Raw genomic sequence first — 21,621 nt, 5'->3', positions numbered from 1 at the left:
GGCCGGATTACGCCCCTCGCCGGTGGCCAGGATTCCGCTTCTTCCGGTTCCTCCGGGTCCCCCGGATCCGGCCCGGCGGCTACGGCGCCGGGGACGCGGACTCCCCCGAGGGGTCCTCGTCGGGCCACGTGAACCAGGCCCCGTTGAGGGTGTCGTAGTCGTACAGCGGCCGGCCTTTGACGGCGCTCGTGCGGAACGGGGCGCCCCGGTCGTCGATGCGTATGACACCGGAGTCGTCACCGGTGCTCCACTCCACCTCCAGGTACCAGCGGACGTCGTGGCCCTCGGTGCGGGCGTGGACCAGGAGGGACAGCGGATCGTCGGGAGTGACGCGGTACGGCAGCGCCGGGGGGTCCCACTTCTGCGTGGAATCACCTCCCTGCTGGGGCTTGAGAACAGGGCGGGGCATGTCGAGGTCGACGCTGTACGCCGCCTCGGTGACCTCGCCGCCGCAGCCGGACGACATGGCGAACGCGGCCCACGGCAGCGGCGCGCCGGTCGAGGTCTTGCGTACATGGACGGCGGTGACGGTCACCGGCTCGTCGCCGCGGGGCTCGATCGCGGCCTCGATGTTCGTCGTACCGCCGTGGACGGCACCCTGGCTGGAGGCCCACGCCTCGGCGTCCTGGGCCACGGGCGGGGGCGGCACATCGTCGGGCGACTTGTCGACAAGGTAGCGGTGGTCGCAGCCGGACTCCCAGACATGGGAGCGCACGGACCACGCGAGCGGGTTCCCGGCGGGGGCCCCGTCCCCTTCCCCGAGGGCGGGGACGCCCTTGCGGGGTGTCGCGGACGCACCGTCCTCCCGCGCACCGTCACCGCCGCCGCCGGCGGGCGAGGGCTTGCGCCGCTCCGAGGGCCCGGCGGACTCCCCCTTCTCCACCGTCTCGCCGCCCGACGCACCACCGCCGCCGCGGCTCCCGTCGGCCACCACCCCGCTCTCGCGCCCGTGACCACCACCGGCCCTGCCTTCGCCGGCGGACCCGCTGGAGGTCGCCACGAAGGCGACGAGCACGGTCACGGCGGCGACTCCGGCAACGGGCAGCCCCACGAGGCGGAGGCGGGCCCGCCCGGCGGAAGGGGAGCGGTCCGGCCCGGCCGCGCCGCGTACGGCCTGAAACACCCGCGACCACCGGTGGCCGCGGGTTCCGGCGGCGGCCCGGGGGCCGCCCGGGAGGGCGGCACCGGAAGGCGCCGGGGCATCGCCGGGCGCCGACGTGCCGTCGCGGCCACCGGCACCGCCGGGGCCCGTCCCGCCACCGGCGCCGTCGTCACGCACGGCGAAGCCGGCGGGGGCAGAGGCCGTATCCGCGGCACCTCCTGCTGCCGGCGGTTGCGCGGCGGACTTCGATGCGTCACCGGTGCCGCGCGCGCCGGAGCCGCCGGAGGAAGAGGAGGCGACGGAGGAGGACCGCGCCACCGGAGACGCCGCAGCCGCGCCGGAGCCGCCGGCCGGCGCACCGTGTGAACGGGACGGGCGCCCGTCACCCGCCGGTGAACCGCCTCGCGCCGCAGGCGCACCGGCCCCCGGGGCGGGCGGATCGCCGTGTGTGCCCGTCTTCGCGCCACGTCCGCACGCACCGTCCCGCCCAGCCGTCTGCCCGCCCGCCGTCACACCGGCGGACCCCGCACCGGAGGGTCCGGGCCCCGCTCCACGGCCCGCGCCCTCCGGAGGCGTCCCGCGCTTCGAGGGCTCCGTGCCCCGGCCGCCGCCTCCGGGCTCCTCTCGCGCCGCCCACGACGGGGTCGTCCCCCGGCGGGTGCCGTGGGCGCGGTGCCAGCGGCGGTGGAGTTCGACCAGTTCCTCCGGGGTCGCCCCGCACAGGCGCGCGAAGCGCTCGGCGGGGGCGTAGCTGGCCGGAACCGCGTCGCCGTTGCAGTAGCGGTGGAGGGTCGACGTACTGACGTGGAGACGGGCCGCCAGCGAGCCGTAGCTGCGTCCCGAGCGCTGCTTCAACTCGCGCAGCAGCGCCGCGAACTTCTCCGTCGCCGCGTCCCTCACGTCCTGCCCCCGTTCCGACGCGTTCCACCTTAGTCCTGTTCGCGCTGGTGAGTGGTCGGATTCCCGTTCCAGCTTCCCGTTTCGACGCCGTTCGCTTGCGGCCGGCTCCCCCTGATCCGCAGGCTTGTCACCAGCACCAAGCCAAGCGCTCCAGCACCGAAGCGGCGCGGCGCCGGGCGGAGTACGGGGGTATCCGCTCGGCGCCGCGCGACGGCCTCCCGGGCCGGGCCGGTTCGCGGGCGGCTCCGGGTGCGGTCTGCGCAGTCATCGGCTCGGCCCGTGGTGGGCCTCGTCGGCCGGGCCGCTGCGCGCTGCCCGCCCGGCGCCGCGCATCCGTGAGCACGCGGCCCGGCCCGGGCCACGAGGCCCCAGGTTCGACGCGTACCCCCGAGGACCCGTACCGGGTCTGCCCGGTGGGGTCCTACGCGTCGGCGTAGGCGGCGCGCAGCGCCTCTTCCACCGCGGTCAGCGCGGTTCCGTGGTCGAGTCCGAGGCGCTGCGCCCGCTGCGCGTACACCTGTGCCGCCGCGGCGGCCTCGCGCTGTGCGGCGTCGCCGGCGGCGGCCACGTAGCTGCCGTGCCGGCCGCGGGTCTCGATCACCCCGTCGCTCTCCAGCGCGCGGTACGCCTTGGCGACGGTGTTCGGGGCGAGGCCCAACTGCTCGGCGAGGCCCCGCACGGTGGGCAGCTTGGTGCCGGCCGGGAGCGCGCCCCCGCGCGCCTGGGCGGAGATCTGGGCGCGCACCTGCTCGTACGGTGCCTCGGGCGCCTGCTGGTCGACGAAAATCTGGATGGTCACGGACTCATTGTGGGCCGCGGGGCGAAATGCGCACGACAGCGGCACCCCCGTCGCCCTACCGTGCGACACCATGAGTGTGCTCGTACGCGACTTCCGCCCCGAGGACGCCGACGCCGTCGCCGAGGTGCAGCGCGCGGCGGTGCCCTTCCTCGTCACCACCGCCGATTCGGTCCGCTGGAACGCGGCCTCCGCGCCGCCGGAGAAGCGGCTGCGGCCGATGGTCGCCGAGGTCGACGGGCAGATCGTCGGGGAGTGCGAGGCGCACCTCGTCCACGACAGCAGCACGCCGGGGCAGGGCGTCGCCCAGCCGCACGTGCACCCCGGGCACACCGGCCGCGGGGTGGGCACCGCCCTCCTCGCCGCGGCCGAGGCGCATCTCGCCGCACAGGGCGCGACCACCGTGTACGCCTGGGTGTACGACCCGGAGCGCGACTTCCGCTTCGCCGAGCGGCGCGGCTATCGCCGGGGGCGTACCGGCCGGATCCTCCACCTCGACCTGCGCACCGCGCTCCCGCCGCGGCCGGAGCCCGCGGCGGGCGTGGAGGTGCGCGCCTTCGCGGACTTCGACGATCCCCGGCCGCTGTACGAGGCGGACGCCGAGGCGGCGCTGGACGAGCCGAGTGACACCCCGGTCGACGCCATGTCCTACGAGCACTGGCTCGACCACACCTGGCGCGAGCCGCTGCTGGACCACGACCTGACGATCGCCGCCCTGGTGAACGGCGAGGTGGCGGCGTTCTCCCTGGCGGAGACGGACGGACACGCCCGGTATCTCTCCGGGATGACCGGCAGCCGCCGGGCGTTTCGCGGGCGGGGGCTGGCGAAGCTCGCCAAGCACGAGTCGCTGCGCCGGGCGCAGGCGGCCGGTTACACCGACGCCTTCACGGGCAACGACAGCGGCAACGAGCCGATGCTCGCCATCAATCGCTGGTTCGGCTATGAGCCGTTCCTCATCGAGACGCGCTGCGTCAAGGATCTCTGACCTTTGCCGGCCGCGGGCGTCACGGCGGGCCCGCCGTCCGCGGCAGCACCACCGCCCGGTCCGGCACGCGCGGTCCGTACGCGACCGGATCGTCCGCCTCGTGCCAGTGCACGACGAACCGCTCCCCCGCCCGGTACGCCTCAAGCCCGGCCCGGGAGTACGCCACCATGTCGTCCGGCAGCCGGTCCAGCGGATACCAGCCGATGCCCGCGCACTTGTCCGGCTCCGCGTTCACCGGCCGGGCGCCGGGCGGCAGTTCCGCGGCGAAGAACCATCCCATCCGCGGGCGGCCCACCGGCGGCTTGTGCTGCATGACGAGGGCCGCCGCGACCTGCTCGGGCGCCAGCACGAGCCCGATCTCCTCCGCGGTCTCGCGCAGCACCCCGGCCCGTACGTCCTCGCCGTCCTCCAGGTGGCCGCTGGGCAGGTGCAGCAGCCCGTCCGCGTACCCCGTGCCGGCGCGGCGGGCCAGCAGCACCTCCGGCGCCGGGGCGCGCCGGAGGAGCAGCAGGTGCACGTCCACGATCTCCCGGTGGCGGTGGGGCCGTTCGCGACCGGGCGACCGGTGCTGCGGTGCGGTGTCCGCCGCTTCTGCGCTCATGTGCCGATCATCGCAGCCGCCGCCGGCGCCGCCCCGGCTCAGCAGTCGTACAGCGCGTTTCCGTGGACCTTCTCGCAGTAGCGCACGTGCAGGTGGTTGTCGTGGTTGGCGTACTGCGTGACGAGGCCCTCGGAGATCAGCTGCGGATCGTTGAAGAAGATCAGCTTGATGTGTCCGGGGGCCGAGGCGCGGATCGCCTTGACCAGCTCACGCGTCGCCGCGCGGTCGTACGCGGCCGACTGCCAGGTGATCCGTCCGGCGGTGCACTGCGCCGAGTCCGTGCGGGCCGGCCAGACGTCGAAGTCGAGCCCCAGCTCGTGGCTGGCGTGGCCCGGGATGTCGCCGCCGTGCTCGAACCCGCTGTCGCCGACGGGCAGCTTGCCGTTGCCGGTGTCCGCGAAGGAGGCCGCGGCGGCCTCCAGTTGGGCGACGGCGGCGGAGGTGCCCCAGTGGGCGTTCGCGTTGCCGTCCGGGCTCTGGCCGCACATGGTGCTGCCGAAAACGGTGTTCTCGTAGTGCCAGAGCAGGTTCTTCCAGGTGACGGGGCCGACGATGCCGTCGACGTCGATGCCCGCGTGGCTCTGGAAGGTCCGTACGGCCGCGGTCGTGGCCGCGTCGAAGGTGCCGCTGACCGTGAGGCCGGCGCCGCGCTTGGCGTTGAGCGCCGCCTGCAGCGCCTTGACGGCCCCGCCGGTGTCGCCCTGCCGGATCGTCGGGGTCAGCGCGCCCCAGGTCTGCGGGCCGACGATGCCGTCCACGCCGAGGCCCTTGTCGCTCTGGAACTGGCGCACGGCGGTGGTCGTGGCCGGGCCGAACACCCCGTCCGCCGCGACCGATACCCCCTGCCCGGTCAGCAGATGCTGCAGCGCGAGCACGTCGGTGCCCCTGTTGCCGCTGCTCTGGGTCGGGAAGGCGGCCTGCGGGTACGCGTGCGCCGGTGCGCCCAGGCCCAGGAGCAGGGCGACCACGGTGGCGACCAGGGCGGCCATGCGGAACAGCGGTGTGTGGGTCCGTTTCTTCATCGCGTTCTCCTCCACGGGATCGCCGGTCACTTGCCCGCCTGCAGCGCGCCCCAGGTCGCGGGGCCGACGATGCCGTCCACGCCGAGCCCGCGGCTGCTCTGGTAGTCGCGTACGGCGGTCTGGGTGCCGGAGCCGAAGATGCCGTCGATGCCGACGGTGCGGCCGAGCGCGGCGGTCAGGGCCCGCTGGAGCCGGCTGACGGCCTCACCGGTGGAGCCGTTCTGCAGCGTGGGCGTGGTGCCGCGGGACAGCAGGGCGGTCCAGGTGCGGGGGCCGATGATGCCGTCCGCGGTCAGCCCTCTGGCGGTCTGGAACGCCTGCGTGGCGGCGACGGTGCCGGTGTCGAAGGTGCCGGTCGGGGTGGTGCCCCCGGGGTCGTGGCCGGCGGCCTCGAGGAGGCACTGGGCGGCCTCGACCAGGGGGCCGGTCGAGCCGGAGCGGATGGTTCCGTAGGCGTTGAAGCTCAGGTTGGCGGTGGTGCAGGTGACGGGCGGCGCGGTGCCCTGGCCGACGTCGAGGTAGTTGCGGTCGATGTTGACGCGCTGGCCGCCGTACGTCTCGGAGACCTCGCCGACGTACTGGTGGATGCGCTGGTGGCCGGACCAGTAGGAGTCGGGGACGTACGAGCCGGCGTCGGTGTCGGCCACGCCGTTCCACCACGCGAACCACAGGTGGTCCACGCGCAGGTAGCGGGTGTCGTCGTAGACGCTCGCCGCGTCGCGGATGCCGGACGAGGCGCTGGAGTACAGCCCGGACAGGTAGCCCTTGGCGTGCAGCCCCTCGGTCCAGCCGGAGACGTAGCTCATCACCGCGGCCTTGCAGGAGGCGGTGGAGGTGTAGCCCTCGATGTCGGAGTAGAGGGCGCTGCCGGCCGGGATGCCGAGGTTCTGGGCGGCGGTCACCGAGGCGTTGGCGGCGCTCACGCCCTGGGCGCGGGCGGTGACGGGGTCGGACGACATCTTGTTGGAGAAGTTGCTGCAGGGCGCCTGGCGGCCCACGTCGATGGGGATGAGGTGCCAGCCCTTGCCCGTCTGGCTCGTCACCCAGCTCGCGGTGAGGTTGGGCTGCGCGCATGCGCGGGTGGAGCCGGAGATGTAGACGCCGACGGCGCGGTACGGCGAAGCGGAGAGCCAGGCATCCATGGTCGTCTGCGACGGCGCGGCGCAGGCGTCGAAGCCCTGGCCGCGGAAGTCGCCGGGCTGCGGCCCCGCGGCGGCGCGGGGGGCGGCGGGGCTCTTTGGCGGGGCGCCGGCGGCGGGCAGTTCGGTGCGCTCGGCGCCGGCCGTCAGCTCGGCCCCGGCGAGGACGTCGCGCACCAGGTGCTCGGTCGCGGGGGTGTGCGCGGCGGTGACCAGGACGCCCGCGTCCTCGACGGCCACCTGGATCATGCCGTCACGGGACCGCGCACCCGGCGCCGTCGCGCTGCCGCGCGGGGCGACGGCGGTGGCCGCGGTGGTCTGCCGCGCCGCCCCGGCGTCGAGGGGTTCGACGACGAGCCCGGCGGTGCGGCCTTTGAGGCCGGCCGGGCAGGCGCTCTGGTCGCCGGGCTCGCCGAGGTAGACGGCGGGGCGGTCGAAGCGCACGCACGCGCCCGGGTCCGCGGCGAGATCGACGACCCGCCAGCCGGCGGGGACGGTGACTTCGTAGCCGCGGTAGTCGACGGTTCTGCCGGTGTCGGGCGGGGGTGCGGCGGCGGCGGGGCCGGCGGCGGTGAGCCCGCCGAGGGTGACGAGGGCCGCCAGGCCGGCGAGCAGGGGTCGCCAGGACCCCGTACGTCTGCGTGACATCGCGAATCGATCTCCTACTGCGGCGGGGGCTCCGGGGAACTCCGTGCGGACTCCGGTCGCGGGACGGCGGTGCGCCACGTGTCTACGCGATGACCGCAGCGCGGCGGTTGCGCGACGGTTGCGCGGCCGCTGCCTGCCACGACACGGGTGACCTTGACATGTACCGCCCAGTACAAGGATGGTGACGCCGAAGCAGCTCACGACGACCGTGACCAGGGGACGGTGTGATGCGCTATCGGGTCCTCGGCAGGCTCGACGTCTGCAGCGGCACGCGGTGGATCCCGCTGAACGCCGCGAAGCAACGAGCCCTGCTCGCCCATCTGCTCATCAACGCGGGCCGGTTCGTCCCCGCCGACGCGCTGATCGCCGAGCTCTGGGGTGACGACGTACCGGACTCCGCCGCCAAGTCACTGCAGGTCTACGTGCACCGGCTGCGCCGCGCCCTGGGCGGCGACCCGGAGACGTTACACACCCGCCCCGGGGGCTACGAGCTGGCCGTCGAGCCCGACGGCACCGACGCCGCCCGCTTCGCGACCCTGGCCGCCGCCGGGCACGCGGAGCTGGCCGACCGGCGCCCCGCCGCCGCCGTGGAGTCGCTGACGGAGGCGCTGGGGCTGTGGCGGGGCCCGGCGTTCGCGGACGTGCCGGCCACCGATGCCGTACGGGCCGAGGCCGCGCGTCTGGAGGAGTGCCGGCTGACGGCCTGGGAGGACCTGGCCGACGCGAAGCTGGCCGTGGGACGGCACCCGGAGCTGGCCGCGGAGCTGGGCGCGCTGCTCGCCCAGCATCCGCTGCGCGAGCCGCTGTGGGGCCGGCTGATGCTGGCGCTGCACCGCTCGGGGCGGCGCTCGGACGCGCTGCGCACCTACGCGCGGGCCCGCAGGACGCTGGCCGACGAGCTGGGCGTGGAGCCCGGGGCGCAGTTGCAGGAGGTGCACGCGGCGGTGCTGGCGGGCGGGCCCGAGCCGGCGCCGCGGCAGGAGGCCGCGGAGCGGCCGGCGTACTGCCAGCTTCCCGCGCGCATCCCGGACTTCGTGGGGCGGCGCGAGCAGTTGGTGCAGGTGCTGCGGTGGCTGGGACGGCCGGAGGAGGTGCCGGATCGCAAGGCTCCGGACGTCGACGCGTGGCAGGTCGACGCGCGTCACCCCGCGCCGCGCACCGTCCTCGTCACCGGCGTCGCGGGCGCCGGGAAGTCCACGTTCGCGGTGCACGCCGCGCACCTGCTCCGCGACGCCTTCCCCGACGGCCAGTTGCACGCCGACCTGCGCACCGCGGCCGGGCACCCGGCCGACACCGGCGACGTGCTGGCCTCCCTGCTCAAGACCCTCGGCATGACCGGCGCCGGCATCCCCGCGAGCGTGGAGGAGCGGGCCCGGCGCTACCGCGCCGAACTCGCCGACCGCCGCGTGCTCGTCGTCCTCGACAACGCCGGCAGCGAGAAGCAGATACGCCCCCTGCTGCCCGGCACCGGCGACAGCGCCGTGCTCGTCACCAGCCGCGCGGCCCTCGCCGGGCTCGAAGGCGCGCTCCGCGTCGGACTCGGCCTGCTCAGCGACGCGGAGGCGCTGGAGCTGCTGGCGCGGGCGGCGGGCGACGACCGCACCCGCCGGGACCCCGAGGTGGCCGCGCGGATCGTGGCACAGTGCGGCAACCTGCCGCTCGCGCTGCGCATCGCGGGTGCCCGGCTGGCGACCCGGCGGCACCTGTCCCTGCCCCGGCTCGCGGACGCGCTGGCCGACGAGCGGCGGCGGCTGGACGAGCTGGTCGCGGGCGACCTGGAGGTACGGGCCAGCGTCACGCTGGGCTACACGGCGCTGGACCCGGTGGCGCAGCGGGCGTTCCGGCTGCTCGGCCTGCTGGACGTCCCGACGGTGCCCGGCTGGGTGGTGGCGGCGCTCCTCGGCGACGGTGCGGCCTGCGGCGGCGCGGGCCGGGGCGGCTCGTCCGAGGCCGACCGGGCCACCCTCGCCGAACGGTCCCTCGACGCCCTCGTCGACAACCACCTCGTGGAAGTGCACGCCCCCGACCCCGCCGCGGAACCCCGCTACCGCCTCCACGACCTTCTGCGCCTCTACGCCCGCGAGCGCGCCCACGCCCAGGAGTCTCCCGCCGAACGGGCCGCCGCGCTCGGCCGCGTCCACAGCGCCTACCTCGACCTCGCCCGCCGCGCCGACGACTCCCTGTCCTCCGGCTTCTCCGGCCGCGTCAAGGTGCCGGCGCCCGGTCACAGCCCTCCGGCGGCCGAGGCGGCCCGGGTCTCGGCGGAGCCGCTGGCCTGGCTGGAGGCCGAACGGACCACGCTGCGCGCCCTCGTCCGCCAGGCGGCCGACGCCGGTGACGCCGGCACCGCGTGGCGACTGGCCGCGGCGCTGGCGGCGTTCTTCGAGTCGTCCGCGCACTTCGACGACTGGCGCGAGACGCACCGTACGGCGCTGGCGGCGGCGAGCGCGGCCGGCGACCGGCTCGGCGTCGCCGTCCTGCACCGCAACCTGGGCGAGCTGGAGACCGTACAGGACCACTACGGCGAGGCGGTGGTGGCGTTCAAGCGGTCGCTGAAGGAGTTCGCGGCGCTGGACCGGCCCCGCGCGGGGCACGGCGACCGCTCCCGCGCCCCGGCGCCCGACGGCGGTGGCCACCACCCCGCCGAGTCCGCCGCGGCGGCGGGCCTGGGCGTGCTGCTGCGGCTGCGCGGCCAGTACGCGCAGGCCGCCGCCTGTCTGCGCCGCGGCATCGAACGGGCCAGGGCGGGCGGCAACGTGCGGTCCGAGGCGTACGCGCGCTGCGGCCTCGGCACCGTGCACCTGGAGTGCGGCGAACCGCACGCGGCCCGGCGTGAGTTCGACCGGGCGCTGTCCCTGTCCCGGCAGGACGGCTACCGGCACGGCGAGGCGTCGGCCGAGCGCAACCTCGGCCTGGCAGACCTCGCCGTCGGCCGCGTGCACGCCGCGGTGGCGCGGATGCTGCGAAGCTGCGAGCTGGCGGTGGAGAGCGGCGACCGGGTCGGCGAGGTGCACGCGCTGCAGTGGCTCGGGCATCTGACGGACGTGGCCGGGGAGCCGGCGCGGGCGGAGCGAATGCTCGACGAGAGCCTGGCGGCCTACCGGCGGTTCGGCGAGCGGTTCGGCGAGGCGCTGACGCTGCGCGCGCAGGCCGACCTGCTGCTGCACGCGCACCGCCCGGCGGAGGCCACGGCGACGGCGCGGCAGGCGCTGTCGATCTGGCGGAACCTGGACACCCCGTACTGGACGTCTCGCACGCTCGACGTGCTCGCCGCCGCGCACGCGGCGGCGGGCGGCGCGGGGGGTGAGGTGGCCGCCGCCCGGGTACGTCGTCAGGCCTCGGCTCTACGCGCGTCAGTCGGCCTGCCCACGGCCCTCCGCGCGCCCGTCGTGGCCGGCCGCCGCCTCGGCGGCCACCTCACCCCGGCCCCGGACCGGCCCTCCGCCGTCCGCGCCCCGCGGGGGGTGCTGCGCGTGGCGGCGGAGAGCCGCTGAGACCGCGGGCGGTGCCGCGCGGGCACGATCGCCGGTCGGGGCGTCAGGCGTACAGCCCGCGCATGCGTACCGACAGGCAGGTCACCGAGCCTTCGAGCTTCTCGAACTCGCTGATGTCCACCGGCACCGGCGTGTAGCCCAGCTCCTCGTACAGCGCGGCGGTCCGCGGCGCGCTCGCCGCCATCAGCAGCGCGCCGCCGCCCAGCAGGATGACGTGCGCCCCGGCGGCCTCGGGCACCTCGATGCGGCCCGGGAACAGCTCCGGTGTGTCGATCAGTCCGGGGTGGGTGGCGAAGGTGCCGTCGGGCAGGGCGGTGATGCCGGACTTCAGGTGCAGCACCTTCGTGACGGGGACGGTGACGACGCGGGCGCCGAGCGGCTCGAAGCAGGCGCGGAGCTGGCGGATGCCGTCGGTGTTGGTGCGTCCGCCGCGGCCCACGTAGAGGGTGTCGCCGACCTTGAGCACGTCGCCGCCGTCGAGGGTGCCGGGCTCGTGGATACGGTTCACGGAGCAGCGCATGAGGCTCACGGCGGCCTCGACGCCGCGGGTCTCCGGCTTGCGGGAGTCGGCGCCGGGGCGGGTGACGAGGGCGACGTTCTTGTACATCACCACCGTGTCCTCGACGAAGACGGCGTCCGGGCAGTCGTCGGCGGGCTCGACCTCGGCGGTCTCCCAGCCGTGCAGTTCGAGGGCGGCGACGTAGGACCGCCACTGGGCGAGGGCCCGGTCGGCGTCGACCGGCGTGCGGTCGATGTGCGTGACCAGGCCCTCGGCCAGACGCGGTCCGGGGCGGCGTACGAGAGCTTTCCTGCTGCGCATGGAGCAGGTCTACCACGGCCGTCAGTGGCTGTGGCCGGCGCCGTCCTCCTCCTGCTGACCGCTCTCTCCGCCCGGCTCACCCGTCTCGTCCGGCTCGTCTGCGCCGCCCGCGGAGACGGTGAAGGCCGCGGTGCGCACCTCGCCGTCGTGCTTGAAGTCGAGGAACAGGCGGTACGAACCGGCGCTGGGCGCGGTCGCGGAGAAGGCCACGCCGGGGCCGGGCCGCGTGCTCCCGTCGCCGGGCTCGCCGTTGGGGTGGACGTGCAGGTACGCCAGGTCGCCGGCGCGGAGCGCGACCAGGTGCCCGTACGCGCCCAGGTAAGGCTGCAGGTCCGTGACCGGCTTGCCGTTCTTCTCGACGGTGAACTCCACGTCGCGGGCGGAGCCGGGTGTCAGGGCGCCGTCGAGCGTCACCTCGTAGCCGTCGACGGTCGCGGTCCGCTCCGGCTCGGCGAGCGGCGCCGGGCGGTAGTCCCCGGCGACGGCGAGATCGCCGCCCAGGGTCAGGCCGTTCTCGGGACCGCCGGTGGGCACGAAGTCGGCGAAGACGCGGTAGTCGCCGGCCGCGGGCAGCTCGACGGGGGTGCTCCAGGTGCCGCCGGCGTCGCGGACGGGGTGGAGGTGGCGGTACGTCGCGAGGTCGCGGGAGGCGACGATCAGGTGCAGTTCCTTGCCGTGCTCCCGCTCGTACGAGGTCACGGGCTCGCCGTTCGCGCCGCGCACGGCGAAGCGCAGCTCGGCGGGGCTGCGGGCGTCGATGCGGCGGGTGTCCAGGTCGAGCGTGTAGCCGGACTCGGAGAGCTGCAGTCCCCCCGCGGCGGGCCCGGCGTCCTCACCGTGGCCGCCCCCGTGCCCGTCCCCCTTCTTTCCCGCCTCTTCTCCGGCGTCCGCGTCCGCGGCGTGGCCGTCGTGGGCCGGGGCGGTGTCCTCGTCGGTGACGGGCCCCACGGCACTGCCGACTCCGTACGCCCCGGCGAACGCGACGGCCAGCGCACCTGCGAAGAGTCCTGCTCTGGCTGCGGTGTTCATCGCTCGCTCCTCTCGGTCGGCCCGTCGCTGCGACCGGCCTCGACACCGGCGACAATACCCCCTAGGGGTATAAAGTCAAGCGAGGCGGAACGCGAGGCCGCCCCTTGCGCCGGATACGGGTCAGGGGTATACATGGTGTCGAAGGAACTAATACCCCCTAGGGGTATAGCGAGCCACGAGGAGCGGCGATGACCACCACCACGCCCGGCAGAACGGCCGAGGTCGAACTCGCGATCGGCGGCATGACCTGCGCCTCCTGTGCCGCACGGATCGAGAAGAAGCTCAACCGTATGGAGGGCGTCGAGGCCACCGTCAACTACGCCACCGAGAAGGCCAAGGTCACGTTCGCGGACGACGTGGCCGTCGACGACCTGATCGCCACCGTCGAACGTACCGGTTACACCGCCGCGCCGCCCGCCCCCGCCGGCCCGGCCGCGGACGGCCGACCGCAGGACGGCACCGGCGGCCAGGGCCCGCCCGACGAGCTGCGGACGCTGCGGCAGCGGCTCTTCGGCTCCCTGGCGCTGACGGTGCCGGTGATCGCGATGGCGATGGTCCCCGCCCTGCAGTTCACGTACTGGCAGTGGCTCTCGCTCACGCTCGCCGCACCGGTGGTGGTCTGGGGCGCCTGGCCGTTCCACAGGGCCGCCCTGACCAATGCCCGGCACGGCGCCGCCACCATGGACACGCTGATCTCGGTCGGTACGGCCGCGGCGTTCCTGTGGTCGCTGTGGGCGCTGTTCTTCGGCACCGCGGGCGAGCCCGGCATGACCCACCCCTTCGAGCTGACCATCGCCCGCGGCGACGGCTCCGGCAACATCTACCTCGAAGCCGCGGCCGGCGTGACGACGTTCCTCCTCGCCGGGCGGTACTTCGAGACCAGGTCCAAGCGGAAGGCGGGCGCGGCGCTGCGCGCGCTGATGGAGCTGGGCGCCAAGGAGGTCGCGGTGCTGCGGGACGGCCGCGAGGAGCGGGTGCCCGTGGACCGGCTCGCGGTCGGCGACCGCTTCGTCGTCCGGCCCGGGGAGAAGATCGCCACCGACGGCACCGTCGTCGAAGGCGCCTCCGCCGTCGACGCCTCCATGCTCACCGGCGAGTCCGTGCCGGTGGAGGTCACCGTGGGCGACACCGTCACCGGCGCCACCGTCAACGCCGGCGGGCGGCTGGTTGTGGAGGCCACCCGGGTCGGCTCGGACACGCAACTGGCACGGATGGCCCGCCTGGTCGAGGACGCGCAGAACGGCAAGGCCGCCGTGCAGCGGCTCGCCGACCGGATCTCCGGTGTCTTCGTCCCCGTCGTCATCGCCCTGTCCCTGGCGACCCTGGGCTTCTGGCTGGGTACGGGCGACGGCATCGCCGCCGCGTTCACCGCCGCGGTCGCCGTGCTGATCATCGCCTGCCCCTGCGCCCTCGGCCTGGCCACCCCGACCGCCCTCATGGTCGGCACCGGCCGCGGCGCGCAGCTCGGCATCCTCATCAAGGGTCCCGAGGTCCTGGAGTCGACCCGCAAGGTCGACACCGTCGTCCTGGACAAGACCGGCACGGTGACCACCGGCACCATGACCCTGCACGCCGTGCACACCGCGGACGGCGTGGACGAGGAGACGGTGCTGCGGCTGGCGGGCGCGCTGGAGCACGCCTCGGAGCACCCCGTCGCCCGGGCGGTGGCCGCGGCGGCGACCGACCGCCTCGGTACGCTGCCGGCGCCCGAGGACTTCGCCAACGCGCCCGGGCGCGGCGTGCAGGGCGTCGTCGAGGGCCATGCGGTCCTCGTCGGGCGCCGGCAGCTCCTCGCGGAGTGGGCGATCACGCTGCCCGCCGGACTCGCCGCGGCCCGGGAGCGGTCCGAGCAGGCCGGGCGCACCGCCATCGCGGTCGCCTGGGACGGGGAGGCCCGCGCCCTGCTGGAGATCGCCGACACGGTCAGGCCTACCAGCGCGCAGGCCATCGGGCGGCTGCGGGAGCTGGGGCTGACCCCGATCCTGCTCACCGGCGACAACACGGCCGTCGCGAAGACCGTCGCCGCCGAGGTCGGCATCGACGAGGTCATCGCCGAAGTCCTGCCCGAGGACAAGGTCGACGCGGTCAAGCGGCTGCAGGCCGGGGGCCGTACCGTCGCCATGGTCGGAGACGGCGTCAACGACGCCGCCGCCCTCGCCCAGGCCGACCTGGGCCTGGCCATCGGCACCGGCACCGACGCCGCCATCGAGGCCGCCGACCTCACGCTGGTCACCGGTGACCTGCGGGCCGCGCCGGACGCCATACGGCTCGCCCGCTCCACCCTGTCCACCATCAGGACCAACCTCGCCTGGGCGTTCGGCTACAACACCGCCGCCCTGCCCCTCGCCGCCGCGGGTCTGCTCAACCCGATGCTCGCGGGCGCGGCGATGGCCTTCTCCTCCGTCTCGGTGGTCGCCAACAGCCTCCGGCTGCGGCGTTTCCGGCCGCTGGACTGAGCGCCGGTCCGTCCGCCGGCCGCTGCCGCGCCGCCCGTACGAGCCGATACGGCCCGTACGGGCGGCCGGCGTTCCGGCGTACGCGAGACCGCGGGCCGCGGCCCGCGGCGACGGGGTACGGTGCCCTCCGCGGGCGCGCGGCAGCAGGATGCGGCGCTGGGCTGAGGGGGAGGAAGGCATCGTGGGGATGCGGGAGACGGAAGAGACGCGGGCGGCACGGGAGCCCCGGCCGTCATGGGAGTTGTTCCCCGCACTGCGGACCGCGCCCGGGCGGGTCGCGCTGCGCTTCGGCGCCACCACGCTGACCTACGGCGAGCTGGCCGCGGCGGCGGACGCCGTCGCCCGGCGGATCGCGGGCGCCCGGCGGGTGGCGGTCTGGGCGACGCCGGAGCCCGCGACGGCGGTGGCGGTGACCGCGGCGCTGACGGCGGGCGTCGCCGCGGTGCCGCTCAACCCCCGCATCGGGGTGCGGGAGCTGGCGCACATCGTGGCCGACAGCGGGCCGGAGCTGGTGCTCGCGGCGCCGGGGGCGGAGCTGCCCCCGGCGCTGGCGGAGGTGGAGCGGGTGGACGTGACGGCGGGCGGGACGGTGAACGGGGCGGCGGACGTACGAGCCGAGCCGCCGGCCGGCCCGCGCCCCGGGCCCGCGACGGCCCGCCCGGACGCCGCCGCTCCCGAGCCCGGCACCGCCGCACTCGTCGTCTACACCTCCGGTACGACGGGCCCGCCCAAGGGCGTCGTGCTGGCCCAGCGGGCGCTGGCCGCGACCCTCGACGACCTCGCGGAGGTCTGGGGCTGGACGGAGCGGGACACGGTGGTGCACGCGCTGCCGCTGTTCCACGTGCACGGGCTGGTTCTCGGCGTGCTGGGCCCGCTGCGCCGCGGCGGCACCGTGCACCACGTGGGGCGGTTCGCCCCGGAGACGGTGGCGGCGGCGCTGGCCGCGGGCGGCACGATGCTGTTCGGGGTGCCGACGATGTACCACCGGCTGGCCGACGCCCTCGACGCCGCACCCCCACCCGGGCCCGGCGCCCCCTCCGGCACGTCGCTGGCCGCCGCCCTCGCCCGCGCCCGGCTGCTGGTCTCCGGCTCCGCGGCGCTGCCGGTGGCCGACCACCGCCGGCTCACCGCGGCGACCGGCCGCCGGGTCGTGGAGCGCTACGGCATGACGGAGACGCTGATGAACACCAGCGTCCGCCCCGACGACCCGGACGCCACCGGCAGCGTCGGCGTGCCCCTGCCCTCCGTCGACGCCCGGCTCGTCGACGACGCGGGGGCCGAACTCACCGCGTACGACGGGGAGACGGTCGGCGAGATCGAGGTCCGCGGCCCGAACCTCTTCACCGGCTACCTCAACCGCCCCGAGGCGACGGCGGCGGCGTTCCGCGACGGCTGGTTCCGCACCGGCGACATGGCGGTACGGGACGGGGCGGGCCGCTACCGCATCGTCGGCCGCCGCGCCACGGACCTCATCAAGTCCGGCGGCTACAAGATCGGCGCCGGAGAGATCGAGAACGCGCTGCTGGAGCACCCGGCCGTCGCCGAGGCGGCGGTCACCGCGGAGCCGGACCCGGACCTGGGCGAGCGCATCGTCGCCTGGGTGGTCCCGGAGGGCCCGCCGCCGCCGGCCGCGGAGCTGTCGTCGTACGTGGCCGCACACCTGGCCCCGCACAAGCGCCCCCGTACGGTCCACTTCCTCGACGCCCTCCCCCGCAACGACATGGGCAAGGTCCTCAAGCGCTCCCTGGGGAGCTGACGTGGCACGGCGGGAACCCGTCCCGCACGCCGGCGAGGACGTCAAGCGGCGGTCCCGCGAGCTGGTGGCCGCGGCGGCGCGCGAGCTGCGCCTGGGCCGCACTCCCGGGAAGGTGCCGGGGCTGGCCGGGGCGTGGGAGCGCGAGTACCGGCGGCGGTTGCGGCGGCTGCCCGGCTCACCGCCGGCCGTCCCGCCCCCGCTCCTCCCACCCCGCCGCCGGCGGCTCCGCCGCCGCGAGGGTGGCGGGTTTGACCGCCCCGGGCCCGAAGCGCCGGCGGGCGCGGTCCGCGGCCGCCTCGGCCCGGCGGGCACGGGCGTCGCCGGGGTCCAGCGAGAGCTGGCGGTACGCACCGGCCGCCGGCAGCAGGTGGTCGGCGCGGAGCGCGTACGCCCGTACCCGGGCCCGCTGCAGTCCGAGGGCGCCCAGCAGGCCGAGGGCGGTGGCGGCGAGCGCCGGCGTGTGGCCGGTGGGTTCGGCGATGGCCCGGGTCCGCGTGGTCGAGCTGCGGTCGGCGTATCTCACCACGAGGGTGACGCGGCCGGCGACCCGGCCCTCGCCGCGCAGCCGCTGGCCGATCCGGTCGGCGAGTCCCAGGACGGACCGGTGATGCCGTACGGGATCGAGGCAGTCGGCGTCCAGCACCAGCTCCGCCGACAGGGACGCCGCCGGTTCCGCGGGGGTGACCGGGCGCGGGTCGTAGCCGCGGGCGCGGTCGCCGAGCAGGCGGGCCTGGCCGACGCCGAGGAGCCGCTGCAGGGTCGCCGGGGGCAGCTCGGTGATCTGCCCGACGGTGTGCAGACCGTACTGTCCGAGCTTCTCCGCGGTCGCGCGGCCGACTCCGGGGAGGGCGGCGACCGGGCGCGGAGACAGCCACTCCGCCGCCCGCCCGGTGGGGACGCAGGTGGTGTCCCCCGGCGCGGACGCGTCGGCCGCCATGGCCGCGAGCATGCGGTTGCCCGCGAGTCCCGCGCTGCTGTCGATGCCGTAGAGGGCCTTCAGCCTCATCTTCACGAGCTGGACCGTGTCATAGGGCGACAGGTCGAAGTACCGGAGCGCGGACGTCAGATCGAGCTGTACGGCGTCGGGCGGCATCTCCTGGACGTGGGGCGTGACACCGCCCATCAGCTCGACGATGTCCGCGTACTGTTCCCCGCTCAGCGAGGCGTGCAGGTGGAGGTGGGCGATGTGCCGGCGGCGTGCGGTCATCCCGCGCTCCCCGGGCTGCGGTGGCCGAACTTCTTCAGATCGGCCGACCGGCTGCCGGCGGGCTGCAGGTCGGCGTACGGGTGCAGGCGGGCGCCGGCGGTGCCGTCGGTCAGGGTGCGGCCGGGCTGGGCGGGGGTCGGGTGCGGCCGGTCCTCGCCCAGGAGGGCGAGTGCGGCCCCGGGGCCGTCGTCGCGGCGGGCGGCGGCGATCCGGTCCAGGTCCCAGGCCATGGTGCCGACGACGGTGCGCCGGGTGCCGCGTACCTGGACGGTGCCGCGGACCAGCAGCAGGCCGCTGTGGAAGACGGTGTGCGCGCAGGCCGGGTGGGAGTCCTCGAAGAACGCCAGGTCGACCAGGCCGGAGCCGTCCTCCAGGGTGACGAAGATGACGCGCTTGCCGCTGGCGATCGGCGGGGTCTGCGTCGAGGCCCGCACGCCGGCGACGAGCACCTGCTGCCCGGGGCGCAGCCCGGCGAGGTGGGCCGCGTCCGTCGCGCCGATCTCCCGGAGCAGCCGGTGGTGGTGTTCCATCAGGTGCCTGGAGACGTCGATGCCGAGGGTGTTCAGTTCGGCGCCCAGGGTCTCGCGGCCGGTCATCTCCGGCAGCCCGCTCGGCTCCGTACCGCCGGCCGCGTCCGCGTCGATGGGCAGTTGGCCCCCGCCCGCGGAGCGGGCCCGGGACTGCCGGTGCAGCTCGTCGATCTGGAGGAGGAGGTCGCGGCGGGTGAGGCGGTCGTCGCCGAGGCCGGTCAGGGCGCCGATCCGGGCCAGGCGCTCGGCGACCGGCCTGCTGGGGCGGGCCCGCTGCCAGAAGTCCGACAGCGACGTGTAGGGCCGGCCCTCCTCGATCCGCGCGGCCTCGTCCTCGCTGATGCCGTGCACCGCGGACAGCGCGAGCCGCACCCCCCACCGGTCCGTGTCGCTCTTCTCCACGGTGTGGCTCACCCCGGAGCGGTTGACGTCGACGGGCAGGACCGGCACACCACGGCGGCGGGCGTCGGAGACCAGGACGCGCTTGGGCCACATGCCGGGGTCGTGTTCGAGGAGACCGGCCAGCAGGAACGCCGGGTAGTGCGCCTTGAGCCAGGCGCTCTGCAGCGCGGGGACGGCGAAGGCGACCGCGTGGGCCCGGCAGAAGCCGTAGGCGCCGAAGGCCGCGACGGTCTTCCAGACCTCGTCCCGTACGGCCGTGTCGTAGCCGCGCGCACGCGCCTTCCGGTGGAACCAGTCCCTGATCCCGGGCAGCCGGTTCTCGTCCCCGAGCGCGCGCCGGGCGATCTCCCCCAGGGCCCGGTCGCATCCGGTCATCACCCGGAAGGTCTCGATGATCTGCTCGTGCCAGATGGTCACGCCGTAGGTGTCCGCGAGCACCGGCTCCAGGTCCGGATGGGCGTACGCGGGAGCACCGCCGTGGCGGGCGGCGACGTAGCGTTCGGGCATGCCGCCGGCGACCGGGCCGGGACGGAAGAGGCTGATGTCCGCGATGACGTCCTGCGGGTCGCGGGGCTTGAGCCGGGACAGCAGGTCCTGCTGGCCGGGCGACTCCAGTTGGAACAGGCCCAGGGTCTCGCTCTCCTGGATGAGCTTGAACGCGAAGACGTCGTCGAGCGGTACCTGTCCGGGGTCGTCCAGGTCGATGTGCGTGCCCGTGGCCCGTTCGATCTCGGCGACGGCATGGGCCATCGCGGACTGCATGCGTACGCCCAGGACGTCGAGCTTGATGTTGCCGAGGTCCTCGATCTCCTCCTTCGCGGCCATGGCCATGGGGTAGTCGCCCTGCGGGGTGGGCTGCACCGGCAGCCGGTCCAGGAGGGTGGCGTCGCTGATGACCACGCCGCACGGGTGCATGGCCATGCCGTGGACGAGGGCGTCGAGGCCCTCGGCGAGTTCCCACAGCGGGCCGTACCGGTGTGCTTCGGCGGCCAGTTGCCGCAGTTCGGGCAGTTCGGCGAGGGCGCCGGTGATGTCGGAGGCCCGCAGGTGCGGGAAGCTCTTGGCGATCCGGTCGACGTCGGCGGGCGCGATACCGAGGGCGAGACCGGTGTCCCGGAGCGCCCTGCGTGCCCGGTAGGTCTCGGGCATGGCGGTGACCGCCACCCGTTCCCTGCCGAACCGGTCGAAGATCACGTCGTAGCACTCCAGCCGCCGGGCCGACTCCACGTCGATGTCGATGTCGGGCAGCGAGTTGCGCCGCACGCTCAGGAAGCGCTCGAACAGCAGCCGGTGGTCGAGGGGGTTGGCGGTGGCGATGTCCAGGACGTGGCAGACCAGCGAGCCGGCGCCCGAGCCGCGGGCCGCGACCCGGATGCCCCTGGCCCGGATGTCGGCCACGACCTGGCCGACGGCGAGGAAGTACGAGTCGTAGCGGAGTGTGGAGATCGCTTCCAGCTCCTCGTCCAGCCGGGTACGGGCCTCGGGGTCGCGGTCGAGGCCGCGCCGGGCCATGCCGGCCTCGCACTGCCGGCGCAGCAGCCGCGCGGCCCCGTCCTCTCCCGGCCCGGCGCCGAAGAGCGACGCCTCCGGGAAGTGCGGGCGCCCCAGACCGAGGTCTGCTCCGGGGTCGATCGTGCACGCGGCGGCCGTCGCGGCGGTGTCCGCCATCAGGCGGCGTGCGCGGCGTACGTCCGCTCCGGCGCACTCGGCGACCAGCCGCGCGACGGCCGCCATCGCCCTCTCGTCCTTGAGCCAGCGCTGCCCGCTGTCCAGCCGGCGCCAGTCGATCGGCCGCAGCAGCCGGGCGGCGTCCAGGACGTCCGCGAGCCGGTGCTGGCCGGGGTCGGCGTAGCGGACGGCGTTGGCGAGCACGACGGTGGTGCCCGTGCGGTCGCCCAGCGCCAGGGTGCGGGCGGCGAGGCGGAGCGATCCGGGTCCGGTGCCCGCGCGCTTGTGGGCGACGGCCTCCAGCCGGAGCCCGTCCCCGAAGATCTCCCGCCACGGCGCCAGCAGCTTCTCCGCGACGTCCTCCCGCCCCGCCGCCAGTGCCCGTACCGGCTCGGAAAGGGGCCCGAGGAGGGCCACCAGTCCGGCGCCCCCGTGCGCGCGCAGCGCCTGCCACGGCACGACCGGCGGGCCGCCGGTGGTCGTATCCGCGTGGGCGGCGGACACGATGCGGCACAGCCGCGCCCACCCCGCACCGTTCCGCGCCAGCAGCACGAACCGCAGCGGCGGCTCGACCACGTGCCCGCCGCCCCGCACCGGGCCACGGCGGCGCGGTCCGGGCGGCGGCGGCGCGATGCCCTCCACCGCCAGATCGACTCCCGGCACCGGCCGGATCCCGGCCGCCTCGCAGGCCCGGACGAACCGGACGACGCCGGTGACGGTGTCCCGGTCGGTCAGCGCGAGGGCTCCCATGCCGCGCTCGGCGGCCCGCCGGACGAGGTGCTCGGGATGGGCGGCACCGTAGCGGGCGGAGTAACCGGACGCGACGTGCACGTGGGCGAAGCCCGCCATGCCGCACCTCCATCACTCCACCCCATTTCGGCTCTTCATCCCGAGAGATTCCATCGTACGTTCGTTCGATTACCCTAGCTCCCCCAAGCCCGCCCGGCGAACACCCCGGAGCGCACGAACCCCCAGCTCGAAGGCGCCCCGAAGGCCGCCGGCGGCGCACTTTCCGCCATCTCCGCGCCCGGGCGGCCCAGTTGAGCCCCCCCCGCCCCGCACATGA

12 protein-coding genes and 2 pseudogenes are annotated in these 21,621 nt (G+C 75.6%); 4 read left to right on the top strand and 10 right to left on the bottom strand.

Translation table 11 applies throughout. From position 1 onward, the window contains the following. Positions 1–79: 79 nt before the first annotated feature. The 3 genes and pseudogenes from I003_RS36980 to I003_RS0120160 form a co-directional block, all read right to left on the bottom strand. A complete protein-coding gene (locus I003_RS36980) occupies positions 80–1,051 on the bottom strand; it encodes a hypothetical protein (RefSeq protein ID WP_486584304.1) in 972 nt (323 codons plus the stop codon). Between the two features lie 798 nt (positions 1,052–1,849). After that, positions 1,850–2,002, bottom strand: a pseudogene (locus tag I003_RS36975) (helix-turn-helix domain-containing protein); the annotation flags it as partial. Positions 2,003–2,423: 421 nt separating this feature from the next. Further along, a complete protein-coding gene (locus I003_RS0120160; protein WP_018837394.1) occupies positions 2,424–2,801 on the bottom strand; it encodes a GntR family transcriptional regulator in 378 nt (125 codons plus the stop codon). 70 nt (positions 2,802–2,871) lie between these two features. Here I003_RS0120160 and I003_RS0120155 point away from each other — a divergent pair, with 70 nt between their 5' ends. Next, positions 2,872–3,783: a GNAT family N-acetyltransferase gene (locus tag I003_RS0120155; protein WP_027773159.1), complete on the top strand. Its 912-nt coding sequence runs from the start codon at positions 2,872–2,874 to the stop codon at positions 3,781–3,783. Positions 3,784–3,802: 19 nt separating this feature from the next. On the opposite strand, the pseudogene I003_RS32715 reads toward I003_RS0120155, so the two are convergent. From I003_RS32715 to I003_RS0120140, 3 genes and pseudogenes are all read right to left on the bottom strand, one after another. Further along, positions 3,803–4,333 (bottom strand): annotated as a pseudogene (locus I003_RS32715) (NUDIX hydrolase); the annotation flags it as partial. 89 nt (positions 4,334–4,422) lie between these two features. After that, positions 4,423–5,406 (bottom strand): peptidoglycan-binding domain-containing protein, encoded by a 984-nt coding sequence (locus tag I003_RS0120145; protein ID WP_486584303.1) that lies wholly within the window; start codon positions 5,404–5,406, stop codon positions 4,423–4,425. Positions 5,407–5,432: 26 nt separating this feature from the next. Further along, positions 5,433–7,193, bottom strand: coding sequence for a glycoside hydrolase domain-containing protein (locus I003_RS0120140; RefSeq protein ID WP_027773157.1), 1,761 nt, complete (start codon positions 7,191–7,193; stop codon positions 5,433–5,435). A 227-nt stretch (positions 7,194–7,420) separates the two neighbouring features. Here I003_RS0120140 and I003_RS0120135 point away from each other — a divergent pair, with 227 nt between their 5' ends. Then, complete coding sequence (locus I003_RS0120135; RefSeq protein WP_027773156.1) at positions 7,421–10,687, top strand: BTAD domain-containing putative transcriptional regulator; 3,267 nt, start codon at positions 7,421–7,423, stop codon at positions 10,685–10,687. Between the two features lie 43 nt (positions 10,688–10,730). Here I003_RS0120135 and ddaH read toward each other — a convergent pair whose 3' ends face one another. Continuing rightward, complete coding sequence (ddaH, locus tag I003_RS0120130) at positions 10,731–11,507, bottom strand: dimethylargininase (RefSeq protein ID WP_027773155.1); 777 nt, start codon at positions 11,505–11,507, stop codon at positions 10,731–10,733. Positions 11,508–11,528: 21 nt separating this feature from the next. Continuing rightward, on the bottom strand, positions 11,529–12,536 hold the full coding sequence (locus I003_RS0120125; protein WP_027773154.1) for a hypothetical protein: 1,008 nt from the start codon (positions 12,534–12,536) through the stop codon (positions 11,529–11,531). A 188-nt stretch (positions 12,537–12,724) separates the two neighbouring features. On the opposite strand from I003_RS0120125, the gene I003_RS0120120 reads away from it, so the two are divergent. Both I003_RS0120120 and I003_RS0120115 read left to right on the top strand, forming a co-directional pair. Continuing rightward, positions 12,725–14,992: a heavy metal translocating P-type ATPase gene (locus I003_RS0120120; RefSeq protein WP_027773153.1), complete on the top strand. Its 2,268-nt coding sequence runs from the start codon at positions 12,725–12,727 to the stop codon at positions 14,990–14,992. Between the two features lie 187 nt (positions 14,993–15,179). Continuing rightward, positions 15,180–16,748 carry an AMP-binding protein gene (locus tag I003_RS0120115; protein ID WP_051368347.1) on the top strand — a complete coding sequence of 523 codons (1,569 nt, stop codon included), beginning with the start codon at positions 15,180–15,182 and terminating at the stop codon, positions 16,746–16,748. 175 nt (positions 16,749–16,923) lie between these two features. Here the strand turns inward: I003_RS0120115 and I003_RS0120110 are convergent, their stop codons facing one another. Together I003_RS0120110 and I003_RS0120105 are read right to left on the bottom strand one after the other, a co-directional pair. After that, positions 16,924–17,955 carry a DinB/UmuC family translesion DNA polymerase gene (locus tag I003_RS0120110; protein ID WP_027773151.1) on the bottom strand — a complete coding sequence of 344 codons (1,032 nt, stop codon included), beginning with the start codon at positions 17,953–17,955 and terminating at the stop codon, positions 16,924–16,926. After that, positions 17,952–21,404: a DNA polymerase III subunit alpha gene (locus tag I003_RS0120105; protein ID WP_027773150.1), complete on the bottom strand. Its 3,453-nt coding sequence runs from the start codon at positions 21,402–21,404 to the stop codon at positions 17,952–17,954. The genes I003_RS0120110 and I003_RS0120105 overlap by 4 nt, the downstream gene beginning before the upstream one ends. Between the last annotated feature and the right edge of the window lie 217 nt (positions 21,405–21,621).

Source organism: Streptomyces sp. CNQ329, assembly GCF_000482585.1.
Note: the sequence above shows the minus strand (reverse complement) of the source record. Positions and strands in the feature narration are given on the sequence as shown.